The 12,706-nt window shown below is 66.1% G+C and carries 11 protein-coding genes; 1 reads left to right on the plus strand and 10 read right to left on the minus strand.

The annotated features are described in order from the left end of the window. Window positions 1–2: 2 nt before the first annotated feature. The 3 genes from AABF56_RS27980 to AABF56_RS27990 are packed head-to-tail and all read right to left on the minus strand — an operon-like array spanning window position 3 to window position 2,709. Window positions 3–776 (minus strand): ABC transporter permease, encoded by a 774-nt coding sequence (locus AABF56_RS27980; RefSeq protein ID WP_272808334.1) that lies wholly within the window; start codon window positions 774–776, stop codon window positions 3–5. Next, window positions 773–1,645: an ABC transporter permease gene (locus AABF56_RS27985; RefSeq protein ID WP_272808335.1), complete on the minus strand. Its 873-nt coding sequence runs from the start codon at window positions 1,643–1,645 to the stop codon at window positions 773–775. Before AABF56_RS27985 ends, AABF56_RS27980 begins: the two co-directional genes overlap by 4 nt. Beyond that, window positions 1,642–2,709, minus strand: coding sequence for an ABC transporter ATP-binding protein (locus tag AABF56_RS27990; RefSeq protein ID WP_272808336.1), 1,068 nt, complete (start codon window positions 2,707–2,709; stop codon window positions 1,642–1,644). The genes AABF56_RS27985 and AABF56_RS27990 overlap by 4 nt, the downstream gene beginning before the upstream one ends. A gap of 562 nt (window positions 2,710–3,271) precedes the next feature. On the opposite strand from AABF56_RS27990, the gene AABF56_RS27995 reads away from it, so the two are divergent. After that, window positions 3,272–4,507: a flavin-containing monooxygenase gene (locus tag AABF56_RS27995; RefSeq protein ID WP_272808337.1), complete on the plus strand. Its 1,236-nt coding sequence runs from the start codon at window positions 3,272–3,274 to the stop codon at window positions 4,505–4,507. 49 nt (window positions 4,508–4,556) lie between these two features. Here the strand turns inward: AABF56_RS27995 and AABF56_RS28000 are convergent, their stop codons facing one another. The 7 genes from AABF56_RS28000 to AABF56_RS28030 form a co-directional block, all read right to left on the minus strand. Beyond that, window positions 4,557–5,609, minus strand: a complete 1,053-nt coding sequence (locus AABF56_RS28000; protein ID WP_272808338.1) for a D-alanyl-D-alanine carboxypeptidase family protein — start codon at window positions 5,607–5,609, stop codon at window positions 4,557–4,559. Window positions 5,610–5,768: 159 nt separating this feature from the next. Further along, window positions 5,769–7,082 carry an MFS transporter gene (locus tag AABF56_RS28005; RefSeq protein ID WP_272808339.1) on the minus strand — a complete coding sequence of 438 codons (1,314 nt, stop codon included), beginning with the start codon at window positions 7,080–7,082 and terminating at the stop codon, window positions 5,769–5,771. A gap of 223 nt (window positions 7,083–7,305) precedes the next feature. Continuing rightward, window positions 7,306–7,962, minus strand: coding sequence for an SGNH/GDSL hydrolase family protein (locus AABF56_RS28010; protein ID WP_244770217.1), 657 nt, complete (start codon window positions 7,960–7,962; stop codon window positions 7,306–7,308). 32 nt (window positions 7,963–7,994) lie between these two features. Beyond that, a complete protein-coding gene (locus AABF56_RS28015; protein ID WP_272808340.1) occupies window positions 7,995–8,945 on the minus strand; it encodes an ABC transporter permease in 951 nt (316 codons plus the stop codon). Window positions 8,946–8,947: 2 nt separating this feature from the next. Then, window positions 8,948–9,922 carry an ABC transporter permease gene (locus AABF56_RS28020; protein ID WP_272808341.1) on the minus strand — a complete coding sequence of 325 codons (975 nt, stop codon included), beginning with the start codon at window positions 9,920–9,922 and terminating at the stop codon, window positions 8,948–8,950. Window positions 9,923–9,938: 16 nt separating this feature from the next. Then, the gene (locus AABF56_RS28025; protein WP_272808342.1) at window positions 9,939–11,432 is read right to left on the minus strand and encodes a sugar ABC transporter ATP-binding protein; all 1,494 of its coding nucleotides are present in this window, start codon (window positions 11,430–11,432) and stop codon (window positions 9,939–9,941) included. Window positions 11,433–11,491: 59 nt separating this feature from the next. Beyond that, a complete protein-coding gene (locus tag AABF56_RS28030) occupies window positions 11,492–12,568 on the minus strand; it encodes an ABC transporter substrate-binding protein (RefSeq protein WP_244770214.1) in 1,077 nt (358 codons plus the stop codon). Window positions 12,569–12,706 lie beyond the last annotated feature (138 nt).

The following is a 12,706-nucleotide window of genomic DNA, read 5'->3' on the forward strand; positions in this document are numbered from 1 at the left end:
GGTTATCGGCGCAGGCGGCCGAGGAAAAACGAAAGCGACACGAGCAGGACCGAGACGACCAGCATGACCGCCGAGATCGCGTTGATCTCCGGCGAGATACCCGCGCGGATGGCGGAGAAGATGTAGACGGGCAGCGTCGTCATGCCGGGGCCGGCGAGAAAGAACGAGGTCAGGAAGTCGTCGAGGCTGGTGACGAAGGCGAGCGTGAAGCCGGCCATGACACCGGGCCAGAGCAGCGGCATCGTCACCCGGCGGAAGGTGCGGACGCGATTGGCGTAAAGGTCGTGCGCCGCCTCCTCGTAGGTGCCGCTGATGCCCTCCAGCCGCGCGCGGATCGGCAGGTAGGCGAAGGGGATGCAGAAGGCGGTGTGAGCCGCTACCATCGCGCCGAGCCCGAGCTTCACGCCGAGCGAGACGAAGAGGATGAGCGTGGCGACCGCCACCACGATCTCCGGCAGGATCAGCGGCATGTTGAGCACCGCCTCCGAGGCGCCGCGGCCGAGAAAGGCGCGGCGGGTCGCAAGCGCCGCCAGCAGCGCGAGGACGGTCGCGGCCGTGGCGGCGCAGACCGCGATGACCAGCGAGTTCCAGGCCGCCGCCTGGATCGAGGGATTGACGAGGATGCGGCCGTACCAGTCCACCGAGGCATGGGTCCAGACCGTCGCCGTGCGATTGGCATTGAACGAATAGACGATCAACACCACGACCGGCACGTAGAGATAGGCCAGCACGAGCAGCGCGGTTTCGCGCGTGAAGGGGAAACGCCGCGGGCTCATGCGGTCCTCCTGTTGCGCCAGAGCGCCATGGCGGTCATCACGACGAGCATGATGGCGAGCAGCACGACCGCGAGCGTCGCCCCGAAGGGCCAGTTGCGCGAGGCGCCGAACTGCATCTGGATGATGTTTCCGAGCATCAGCGTCTTGCCGCCGCCGAGCAGCGCCGGCGTCACGAAGGCGCCGAGGCAGGGAATGAAGACGAGCAGCGCGCCCGCCACGATACCGGGCGTGGCGATCGGCAGCACGACCCGGCGCAGCGCCCGCCGGCGCGTCGCGCCGAGATCGTGCGCGGCCTCCAGCAGGCGCCAGTCGAACTTCTCGAACACCGTGTAGAGCGGCAGGATGGTGAAGGGCAGGAAGGAATAGGTGAGCCCGATCGCCACCGCCGCGTCGTTGTAGAGCAGCTGCACCGGCCAAGGCGAGAGCATGTTGACGAATTGCGAGACCCAGCCGTCCTCGCGCAGGATGATCAGCCAGGCGTAGTTGCGCACCAGAAGGTTCGTCCAGAACGGAATGGTGATCAGCAGCAGCATGACGTCGCGCCCGGTGCGCGAAAGGCTCGCCATCCACAGTGCCACCGGCAGGCCGAGCGCAAGGCTGAGCACGGTGGTGACGGCGGCGAGCGCCACCGACCGCAGGAAGATCACCAGATAGCCGGTGTTGAGGATCATCGTTCCGTCGAAATCCTCCTCCCAGACGAGGCGCACATAGTTCGCCGCCGAGGGAGCGGACGACCAGTCGACCCCGGCACTGCCGCCCTTGTCGAGCAGCGAGACCCAGGCCATGAGGCACAGCGGCACGCCGACCAAAAGCAGGATGACAAGAAGGGCCGGCGACAGGAGGCAGAGACGGCGAAAGGCGACGCTCATTGCGCGAGCACCCGCAGCGCCTCGCCGGGCAGCGAAAGGCCGACGCGGCGTCCCGCTTCCGGCGCGGCCTCGGCGGGATCGGACTGGCGCAGCAGGAAGGTGCCGCCGCCGGGCAGCTCGAGCTTGTGCAGCATGGCGGTGCCGAGATAGGCGGAATGGACGAGCGTCGCCTCCAGCGCCCCCGTGCCGGCCGGCACCAGCCGCGCCCGCTCGGGGCGGATGGCGACCGTCACCCGGCCGGACGCAGCATGAGCGGCCGGCAGCACGGTGCCGCTATCGAGGCGAACGCCGCCGCCCGGCAGCGCCTCGCCATCGAGCAGGTTGATGTCGCCGATGAAGTCGGCGACGAAACGGTGGGTCGGCGCCTCGTAGATCTCGCGCGGCGGCCCCATCTGGAGGATTCTGCCGGACTGCATGACGGCGACGCGATCGGAGAGCGTAAGCGCCTCCTCCTGGTCGTGCGTGACGAAGAGGAAGGTGATGCCCGCCTCCTCCTGCAGCATCTTCAACTCGATCTGCATTTCCTTGCGCAGCTTCAGGTCGAGCGCCGAAAGCGGCTCGTCCAAGAGGAGCACACGCGGCCGCGGCGCCAGTGCGCGGGCAAGCGCCACGCGCTGCTGCTGGCCGCCGGACAGCTCGGCCGGGCGACGCCTGGCGAAGGCGCCCATGCGCATCATCTCCAGCGCCTCGCCGACGCGCCTGCGGATCGCATCGCGTGCCATGCCCTGCTCCTCGAGCGCGAAGGCGACGTTCTGCTCCACCGTCAGGTGCGGGAACAGCGCATAGCTCTGGAACACGGTGTTGACGGGACGGTGAAACGGCGGCTTTGCCGTGACGTCCTCGCCCTCGATGGCGATGGCGCCGCTATCGGCCGTCTCGAAACCGGCGATCAGCCGCAGCAGCGTGGTCTTGCCGCAGCCGGACGGCCCGAGCAGCGTGAAGAACTCGCGCCGTCCTATGTCGAGCGAGACATCATCGAGCACGCGAAAGGCATAGATTCCCTTGCCGAAGCTCTTGGAAACCGTCCGGATCGAAACCGCCGGGGATGGGGGCACCTGGGTCATGCTTTCCTCTTGGCCATTTGACCAAGCGTCCTACAAGCTATCACATCTGTCAATATTGTATGCAAATATTTGCAACAATCATGCATGCGATTATGCCTGGGATGGCCAGAATTACCTTTCCGCTTCCACTTCGAGACGAGCCCCGGAAAAGAAGCAGCCAGCCGCTCCCGGCTCGACGCCACCATCCAGGGTCCTTGGATTTTTTATTATTTTTCAAATGTTAAGCGTGCACGATATGATATGAAGCCCTATCCTGGCGCCTCCAATCCGAGGCCACTTTTTTGTAAGGAGCGACTCGTTCTCCGAAAATCTTCTGCTGAAGATTGCACGCCTCACGAGCCCAAGGGTGTTGAGGAGACCCAGCTCGCTCACAAATCTCCGGTTTTATTCAATGAAAGCAGAGAGTAATTGTATACATAAATCATGATCCAAAGGCGAGCTTAGCGGCCGCCTAACCAGCGCTGAACCAAACGCTCATGTCCGCCTCTTTCGCCTTCCACTACACAAATCCGCATGGGTCGGCTGCAAGGTCGACGCTTCGGCAAGGGAAGAGGAAAGCGGCATGCCAGTGGAAAAAGTGGACACGCTCGTCATCGGTGCCGGCCAGGCCGGCGTCGCGATGAGCGAGCATCTCGGCAAACGCGGCGTGCCCCATCTCGTGATCGAAAAAGGCAGGATTGCCGAAAGCTGGCGCAGCGCCCGCTGGGACTCCCTCGTCGCCAACGGCCCCGCCTGGCACGACCGCTTCCCCGGCATGACCTTCGAAGGGCTCGACGGCGACGCCTTCGCCTCCAAGGAACAGGTGGCCGACTACTTCGTCACCTATGCCGAGAAGATCAAGGCGCCCATCCGCTGCGGCGTCGAGGTCAGGGTCCTGCGCAAGGAGGGCGACGCCTTTCGCGCCGAGACGTCCGACGGTGTGATCGAGGCGAGACGCGTGGTCTCCGCCACCGGCGCCTTCCAGCGCCCGGTCATCCCGGCCGTCGTGCCGGCCGAGGCGGGCATCCGGCAGATGCATTCCAACACGTACCGCAATCCGGGCCAGTTGCCCGAAGGCGCGGTGCTGGTGATCGGCGCCGGTTCGTCCGGCACGCAGATCGCAGACGAGCTGCTGCGCGCGGGCCGGCGCGTCTATCTCTCCGTCGGCCCGCACGACCGCCCGCCGCGGCGCTATCGCGGGCGCGACTTCTGCTGGTGGCTGGGCGCGCTCGGCATCTGGGACCTCAAGGTTCCCGCCCCCAATACGGAACATGTCACGATCGCGGTCAGCGGCGCCTATGGCGGGCAGACGGTCGACTTCCGCCGGCTCGCGACGCGCGGCATGACGCTCGTCGGCCGCGCCGAGGCCTTCCGGAACGGCGTGATGACATTCGCGCCGGATCTCGCCCGGAACATCGCGCTCGGCGACGCCAACTACCTCTCCCTGCTCGACCTCGCCGACGACTATGCCGCCCGCAACGGCCTCGACCTGCCGGAAGAGCCCGCCGCGCGCATCCTGGAGCCCGACCCGGCCTGCGTGACCGATCCGCTGCTCACGCTGGACCTCCGCGAGGCCAGCGTCACGACGATCCTGTGGGCGACCGGCTATGCGGTCGATTACGGCTGGATGAAGATCGACGCCTTCGACGAGAAGGGACGGCCGGTGCACGAGCGCGGCGTCTCCAAGGTGCCGGGCCTCTATTTCCTCGGCCTGCCCTGGCTATCACGCCGCGCCTCGTCCTTCATCTGGGGCGTCTGGCACGATGCAGACCATCTGGCAGGCCACATCGCCCGGCAACACGAGGCCGCATCCTCATGAAGGGCCGCCCCTTGGAGGGCGGGCGCCGCCAAGCGGTTCGTTGCAGCGGTCAGGAAGGACGGCGCGTGGGTATCGGCACGTCGTCCGCATTGTCCACGGCCCAGGTGCTGATCACGCGGACCTGCCCCGGCACCTCGTCCTGCAGATAGGTCTCGTGACCCGGCAGGCCCATCGGATAGAGCGCGTTCCGGCTCGCCTCGTAGGCTGCGCTCTTGTCGGTGCAGAGAAGGATGCGCATGTCCTGCGGCGCGACATCGGTCCGGTTCTTAAGGTCTTCCAGAAGTCCCGCATCGGAAGACAGGCGGCCATCGAAGGCCTCCGTCAGGTATTGCGCCGACCGTTCGTTGCGTTCCCGTTCGGTCGTCGCGCCCAGAACGACCACCATCACGCGTTTTCCATTGCGCGTCGCCAGTCCGACGAAATTCCGCCCGGATGCGCACAGGAAGCCGGTCTTCATTCCGATGGTGCCGCTGAAGCGGGTCAAGAGCAGGTTGTTCGACTTGATCTCCTTGCCGTCGATCGTGACGGCCGACGCCAGAAAGAAGCGGCGATATTCCGGGAACAGCCGGTCCACTTCCATGCCGAGAACAGCAAGATCGCGCGCCGTCGTATAGTTCTTCCGGTCGAACAGGCCGTTCGGATTGGAAAAATGCGTGCCGGTGAGCCCGATGCGCGCCGCCGTCTCGTTCATGCGTCGAACGAAGGAGGCCTCATCGGAGGCCACCGCCTCCGCCAGCGCCACGGCGACATCGTTTGCCGAAGCGGTGATCATGGCAAAGAGCGCGTCTTCGAGCGTCATCGTCCGACCGAGGGTGAGGCCGGATTCCAGAAAGGCCTGCTTCGTTGCGTTGCGGGTCATGGTGACGGGTGTCGTCAGGGTCACCTCGCCGGCGCGGATCGCTTCGAACACGACGAGCGCCGTCATAAGTTTGGTCGTCGAGGCGGGATACCAGGGCACCCCGGCATCCTCCGCATGCAGCACCCGATGATTGTCGGCATCCACGACGAGCACGGGCGTTGCATGTGCCGATGTCCACAGGAAAAGGGATGCAACAAACACCAGGCTCTTCCATGGTCGTCCGGCCATTGTGTTCTTGATCATGTACCAGTCTCCGCAGGAAGACGTCCTAATGGCATGATGCGCCCCGGCAGCACAAGGGTTTGCTGTAGCGCGACGCCGGCTGTGCCGCGCCGAGGCGGAGCAGGCAGCGCTTTGCCGCTCCCCGCCTCTGCCGCAGGATTTCGCCGGATTGGGGCCGGCTCAGGCCAGCGATGCCTGCCGCGTCTCCGCATCGATCAGGAAGGCCGCGACCGCGGCGGCGACGAGAAGGCCGGCAAAGATGCCGATGGCAAGGCCGAAACTCTGCTCCACGACAAGCCCCGTCAAGGACGGCGCCAGCAAGCCGCCGAGCCGGGCCACGGCGCCTGCCGTGCCCATGCCTGTCGCCCGCGATGCCGTGGGATAGAGCTCCGGGGTAAAGGCATAGAGCGCGCCCCAGGTGCCGAGCAGGGCGAAGCTCATGAGCAACAGGGACGCACCGATCAGCATCCCCGTTCCGGCGACGACGAACAGCAGGCATCCCAGCGCCGACAGCAGGCAGAAGCCCGTCAGCGTCGGCCGGCGTCCCCATGTCTCCACGCCGTAGGCGGCCAGCGCATAGCCGGGTATCTGGGCCAGCGCGAGGAAAACGAGGAAGCCGTATCCCCGGACGAAGCCGAAGCCCTCCCCCGCCAGCCTCGGCGGCAGCCAGGTGAAGACACCGTAATAGGAGACGGAGACGAGAAACCAGATCGCCAGGATCATCAGGCTGCGCTGGCGCAGATCGGCGCCGAAGATGCCGGGTTTACCGACGACGGGCGGCGAGACCAAGGGCACATCCGCCGCCAGCGGCGCCTTGCCATTGGCAACGAGGATCCTGTCGAGGACGGCCTTCGCCTCCTGCGTCTTCCCGAGGCGCAAGAGGTAGAGGGGGGATTCCGGCACCAGGAAGCGCAAGCCGATGCCGATGAGCGCCGGAAGCGCTGTCGCCGCGAAGATGTAGCGCCAGCCGTCCGCGATGCCGGCAAGGCTGACGGCCCAGGCGACAAGCGCGACGATGAGCGTACCGACGGCCCAGAACCCTTCGAGCATGACCAGCCAGCGGCCGCGATTCCTGGCCGGCAGGAACTCCGCCATCATCGCATAGTCGACGGGCAGCGTACCGCCCACGGCCACGCCGGTGAGGAACCGCAGCACGAGCAGGATGGTGAAATCCGGCGCGAAGACCGACAGCGTGCCGAAGAGCGCATCGCAGGCGACCGTGACGATCAGAACCCGTCGCCGGCCTATGCGGTCCGCAAGCCTGCCGAAACCGGCGGCGCCGACGAGCATGCCGAGGAAGAAGAGCGTGCCGGTCTGCAAGGCTTGCGGAACCGTGAGGCCGAACGTGGCGGCGATCGATGCCGCCGTAAAACCGACCGCGAGCACCTGCATCGCATCGGCCGTCCAGACCAGGCCGAAGATCGCCAGAAGCCGCCGCTGATAGGCCCCGGCGCCGGCACGATCGAGGACCGCGTCCACTGTGATTGTCGTCATTCGGCCGCTCTCCGCATGTGCAGTCCCCTGGCAATGGCAGCGGCACCTTAGCCGCCCGGCCGGACCGGTGGAATTGCCTGTGCGAGGAAATCCACCGGGAAGGGCAGCGGCAAGCACTCAAATGACATGATGCGGCGCAACAGCAGCCGGCCTGCCGACGTTCGACAGGAGCGAGGCCTGGGAAGGTGCCACTCCGGCCGGGGAGGAGCCGGAGTGGCCTTGCTCAGAACAACGCCGCGACCTTGTCCGCGATGGCGTGCCCGAGCTTGATATTGGTTTCCGCCGAGAAATGAATGCCGTCGACGCCATCGGTGGCGACGTGGTCGCCGGCGGCCAGGAACTCGACCTTCATGAAATCGGCAAGTGCCTTGTAGAGGCCGGCCAGCTGCTTCGACTTCTCGTAGCCGCCGCCGAACATGCCCTCGAACCAAGGGTCGGGCATCGGCGCCAGCGGCGGCGGGGCGACGACGAGCACCCGCGGCGCCGGATAGGGCGTGCCGACGCCGCCGGCCGAGGTCAGCACCTGGCCGACGAGCTTGCCCATGCCGTTGGCGATCTCGTAGGGCGTACGGTGGAAATAGGACTTCGTGTCGTTCGTGCCCAGCATGATGATGACGAGATCGAGCGGCAGGTGGCTGGCGAGCGCGGCCGGAAGATAGGCACTGCCGTTGAGCCGCGTGTCGTTCGGATCGTCGAGGCTGGTGGTGCGGGCGCTGAGGCCTTCCTCGATGATATGGTAGCCCGTGCCGAGCCTTGCGGCCATGGCCCCGGTCCAGCGTTGCTCATAGGGATAGCGCAGGGTCGGTGCGGATTCCTTCACCGGGATCCAGCCCCATGTCAGCGAGTCTCCAAAGCACAGGATTGAGCGCTTGTCCGCCATTGACGTCCTCCTTGAATGGCTGTCGGTTGTTGTCACTTGCCGGCGCGAAGGCCGTAGAAAATGGCCGCGAGCAGGATGATCAGGCCCTGGGCGACGAGCTTGCCGGCGTCGCCCACGCCGAACATCGTCATGACGACGAAGAGGAAGGCGAAGCAGAGCACGCCGAAGAACGGCCCCCAGACGCCGCCCTCGCCCCGCCCGAAGACGACACCGCCGAGAATGGTCGCGGCGACCGAGAGAATCGGCAGGTCGAGCCCGACGCGCACGCTGCCGACGGCGATGGAGGCCGTCTGGACGAGCGCGGCAAGCGCGGCCATGAGGCCGGCGAGCGTGTGGGCAAGGATCACCGTGCGCTCCACCGGCACGCCGGAGAAATGCGCGGCCGGCATGCTTTCCCCGACGGCGGCGACGAAACGGCCGAAGACGGTCTGCGACAGCAGCAGCGCCATCAGCGCGGTGAGCGCGATCCAGAAGAGAACCGGGCTCGGCAGGCCAATGAAACGGGTATTGAACAGCTCACCGAAGATTTTCGGCACGTCGCCCGGCGGCTTGCCGCTCGAAAGGTATTGCACGAAGCCGACGAGCACGATGGAGAGCGCCAGCGTGACGATGACCGCCGAAACGCGACGCTTGGCCACCATCAGGCCGTTGAAGAGGCCGATGGCAAGGCCGGTCGCCAGCGCGAGCGCGACGTAGAAACCGAGCGAGGCGCCGGGAAAGATGCCGGACGAGATGCAATAGTTGATGAGAAGGATGATGCCGCCACCCGACAGGTCGATCGACTTCACCCGCATCACCAGAAGCTGGCCGAGCACGAGGATGCCGAGCGGCACGACCTGGCGCACGAAGACGCCGAGTACATTGGCGTTGAGCATCTGCGGGCGCGCGACGAAGAGGATGACGAGCAGCGCGGCGAGCAGGTAATAGGATGGCGGGACCCTGGAAATCCGCCGGAAGAGAGGCGAGCTGACGAAAGCCGACATGGTCACAGTCCGATCTTCTTGCGCGACTGGAGCGCGACGACCGCCAGGAGCAGGACGCCCTTGACCGCCGTCTGGACGAAGGGGGTAACGTTGAGCAGGTTCATGCCGTTGGAGAGCAGCGCGAGCACCGCAACGCCGATGATGGTGCCATGCAGGCTGCCGACGCCGCCGGAAAGCTGCGTGCCGCCGATCGCGACCGCCGTGATGGCGTCGAGCTCCATCAGCAGGCCGACATTCGGATCCCCCGAGACGATGCGCCCGGCAAGGAACACGCCGGCAAGAGCGGCAAAGAGCGAGCAGATCACATAGGCGAGAAGGATGTTGCGGCTGGCGGGAATGCCGAAGTTGCGTGCAGCATCGCTCGAGCCCGAGGCAACGCCGCCGCCGATGGCGAAGAGATGCAGGCCGTAGCGCGAGCCGTAAAGCAGCTTCCAGGCGAGAAGGATCGTGACGATGCCCCAGAAGACCGGCAGCGGAAGGCCGAGAAACGTTCCCTCGACCATCCAGCGCACGCCATCCGGCACTGCGCCGCCCGAGACCGGGCGCAGCACGCGGGTGATGCCGAGCACGACATATTGCATGGACAGCGTCGCAACGATCGGGTGCACGTTGAGCCGGGTGACGCAGTAGCCGTTGGTCGCGCCGATCAGCGCGGCAAGCAGGAAGACGCCGGGAAGGGTGATGACGCCCGGCAGGTCGAGCGCGAGGATCGCCGTGGTGAAGCTGACGACGGAACCGATGGACAGGTCCAGCCCGCCGACGAGCACGACGAACATCTGCCCGACCGCAGTGATGAGCAGCGGCATGCCCTGCGCGACGAGATTGGCAAGGTTGCTCCACTGGCCGAACTGGCTGGTGGCCGCCGCAAGCCAGAGCGCCATGGCAAGCGCGATGACGAGCGGCAGCAGCCAGAGGCCCTGCCGGCTGCCGCGGCCCGCCAGCAGTTTTCCGAAGAGGGAGGAAGAAGAAGGGTTCATCGGGCGGTCCAGTCCGTCATGCGCTGAGGGCCGCGTCGAGAATGCCGTGCTCGGTCGCATCGCTGGCCCGCATTTCCGACACGATGGTATTGCCGTGGATCACGTAGAGGCGGTCGCAGAGGCCGATGAGCTCGACCGTCTCGCGCGAGAGCACGAGCACGGCGCCGCCCGCCTCGGCGAAATCGCGCAGGATCCGGTAGATTTCCGCCTTGGCGCCGACATCGACGCCGCGCGTCGGCTCCTCGATCAGGAGGAGGTCGGCATCGGTGGCGAGGTAGCGGCTCAGCAACACCTTCTGCTGGTTGCCGCCGGAAAGCGCGCCGACAGGGGCGGATGGACCCGAGGCCTTGATGTTCAGCCGGCGCATCGTCTCGGCGATGACGGTGCCGTAGCGCCTGGCTGCCTTCAGCGCCGGCCGGCCGGCATGCAGCGCCGCGACGATGTTCTGGCCGACGGAATGGCCGAGGAACAGTCCCTCATCCTTGCGATCCTCGGGCACGAACGCCCCGCCGAGCGCCTGCCAATGCCGCATGCCGCTTTCCTTCGCCACGGGCAGGCGGATGGTTTTGCCGCGCCGGGACACCACGCCTTCAACGGGCGCGAATTGCCCGACCAGTGCCCGCAGCGCCTTCTGCTGGCCCTGCCCTTCCAGCCCGGCGAAGCCGACGATCTCGCCCTTTTCGACCGTAAACGAAAACGGCCGCGCCGCCGCATCGAGCCGCAGCCCGGAAACCGAGAGCGCCGCCACGCCTGTTCCTTCGCCCCGTTCCGGGAAGAGGTCCTGCAGCTCGCGCCCGACCATCATCGCGATCAACGAGGCCGGCGTCATCTCGGCGAGCGGCTTCGTGCCGACGCGCTGGCCGTCCTTCAGCACCGTGACCACGTCGCAGATCGCAAAGATCTCGTCCATGCGATGGGAGATGTAGACGATGGCCTTGCCGGCATCGCGCAGCGCGCGGATATGCCGGTTGAGGATCTCGACGTCGGCGGCGTTGAGCGCGGCGGTCGGCTCGTCGAGGATGAAGACGTCGGCATCCGCATCGATGCCGTGGGCGATCTCGACGAACTGCCGCTCGGCGATGGACAGTTCGGAGACCAGCATGTCCGGATCGAGCGTCAGGCCGAGGCGGGCGAGCGCGCCCTTCGTCTCCTGCCGCATGCGCCGCCGGTCGATGCCGCCAAGACGGCCAACCGGCTCGCGACCGAGGAACATGTTTTCCGCGATCGTCATGTTGGGCAGCAGCGACAGCTCCTGGAACACCGTCGATATGCCGGCTTCCAGCGCGGCGCGCGGATTGGCGAAGGCGACGGGGCGGCCCGCACGGCGGATCTCGCCGCTGTCCGGCTGATGCACGCCGGCAAGGATCTTCATCAGCGTCGACTTGCCGGCGCCGTTCTCGCCCATCAGGGCGTGCACGGTGCCAGGCGCAAGCGCCAGCGACACATCCCGAAGTGCGACACTGCCGCCGAATGCCTTGGATATTCCAGACATTTCAATGAGATGCGACATGGATTCCCTCCGCCGTGACGGCGGAAGGCGGGTGATGGCCCGCCTCCCGTGCGGCGCGCCTACTGCTTGGCGTAGAACTGCTTGAGCTGATCCTCGGAGAGCTCCGACGGCCACCAGACATTGGCCGAAAGGTCGTCGCGGTAGTATTTCTTGACCTTTTCGAGGTCCCAGCCCGGCGGGTTGTAGTCGTAGTGCTTGTGGAGCGCTTTGCCTTCCAGGAGGGCAACGGCGGCGCGGATGCCGGCAGCGCCCTGGGCAGGGCTGTATTCGGACGATACCGACTTGAAGCCGTCGGCGATCCACTGGCCGAAGAAGCCGTTGTTGCCCTCGCCGGAAATCGGCGGAATGGCCGCGCCGAATTGCTTGAAGACGTCGACGCAGGCACGCGTCATGTCCGCGCCCGACGACCAGATGCCGGCGACATCGGGGTCGTTGAGATAAAGCGTCTCGCAGACCTTCTTGGCCTTGTCATATTGCCAGTCGCCGTGCTCCTCGGCGGTGATCGTGATCTCGCTGCCTTCGAGCGCCTGCTTCAGGCCGTTGTAGCGGTTCGTGTCCTCCGGGTGCCCGGCGAGGCCGCGCAGCACCCAGATATTGCCCTTGCCGCCGAGCTCCTTGACGAGGAAATCGCCCATGACCTTGCCGAAATGCTCGGCGCCGCCCTGGATTTCCGTCGTATAGGCATCGGATTCGATGCGGCCCGTGTGCAGCACGACGGGGATGCCCGCCGCCACGGCCTTCTCGATGCTGGCATTGGCCGAGGTCGAGGTGACCGGCTGGACGATGATCGCATCCACCTTCTGGGCGATCAGGTCCTCGATATCGGCGACCTGCTTCTTCTGGTCGAAGCCGGCATCGAGCAGGATGAACTTGGAAATGCGCGTGTCGCGGTCGGCGGCGGCCTGCGCCTCGTGTGCCACCTGCACCGTCCAGGTATTGGCGTTGACGCCGAAGCTGCTCATGCCGATGACCCAGGGGGCATCCTTCTTGTATTTGCCCTCTTCCACCGTCGGATTGTTGTCCGCGCGGGTCGTCACGCCGTCGAGCAGAGGCACGTCCTGCGCCAGGCTGTTCGTTGCGAAGACCACGCCGGCCAACAGAACCGACAGGCCGATTTTCCTGATGATGCTGCTCATACTTCTCCTCCAAAAAGCTGGCGTCCAAAGAGGCCAAGGCCGGCCGGAAGGCATGCGGCATCACCAGCCCGCGACCCATGTCCGGTGCTCGCCCGCAGCCTTTGAAACGACCTGAAACTCTCCTCCGGCCAACACAAA

The sequence above is a fragment of the Shinella sp. WSC3-e genome (assembly GCF_945994535.1).
In the GTDB taxonomy this organism is placed as follows: domain Bacteria; phylum Pseudomonadota; class Alphaproteobacteria; order Rhizobiales; family Rhizobiaceae; genus Shinella; species Shinella yambaruensis.

What these genes read in the sequence shown, in the direction of transcription:
- AABF56_RS27980 (WP_272808334.1), bottom strand. Translation starts at nt 776, where the DNA reads ATGAGCCCGCGGCGTTTCCCCTTCACGCGCGAAACCGCGCTGCTCGTG.
- AABF56_RS27985 (WP_272808335.1), bottom strand. Translation starts at nt 1,645, where the DNA reads ATGAGCGTCGCCTTTCGCCGTCTCTGCCTCCTGTCGCCGGCCCTTCTT.
- AABF56_RS27990 (WP_272808336.1), bottom strand. Translation starts at nt 2,709, where the DNA reads ATGACCCAGGTGCCCCCATCCCCGGCGGTTTCGATCCGGACGGTTTCC.
- AABF56_RS27995 (WP_272808337.1), top strand. Translation starts at nt 3,272, where the DNA reads ATGCCAGTGGAAAAAGTGGACACGCTCGTCATCGGTGCCGGCCAGGCC.
- AABF56_RS28000 (WP_272808338.1), bottom strand. Translation starts at nt 5,609, where the DNA reads ATGATCAAGAACACAATGGCCGGACGACCATGGAAGAGCCTGGTGTTT.
- AABF56_RS28005 (WP_272808339.1), bottom strand. Translation starts at nt 7,082, where the DNA reads ATGACGACAATCACAGTGGACGCGGTCCTCGATCGTGCCGGCGCCGGG.
- AABF56_RS28010 (WP_244770217.1), bottom strand. Translation starts at nt 7,962, where the DNA reads ATGGCGGACAAGCGCTCAATCCTGTGCTTTGGAGACTCGCTGACATGG.
- AABF56_RS28015 (WP_272808340.1), bottom strand. Translation starts at nt 8,945, where the DNA reads ATGTCGGCTTTCGTCAGCTCGCCTCTCTTCCGGCGGATTTCCAGGGTC.
- AABF56_RS28020 (WP_272808341.1), bottom strand. Translation starts at nt 9,922, where the DNA reads ATGAACCCTTCTTCTTCCTCCCTCTTCGGAAAACTGCTGGCGGGCCGC.
- AABF56_RS28025 (WP_272808342.1), bottom strand. Translation starts at nt 11,432, where the DNA reads ATGTCGCATCTCATTGAAATGTCTGGAATATCCAAGGCATTCGGCGGC.
- AABF56_RS28030 (WP_244770214.1), bottom strand. Translation starts at nt 12,568, where the DNA reads ATGAGCAGCATCATCAGGAAAATCGGCCTGTCGGTTCTGTTGGCCGGC.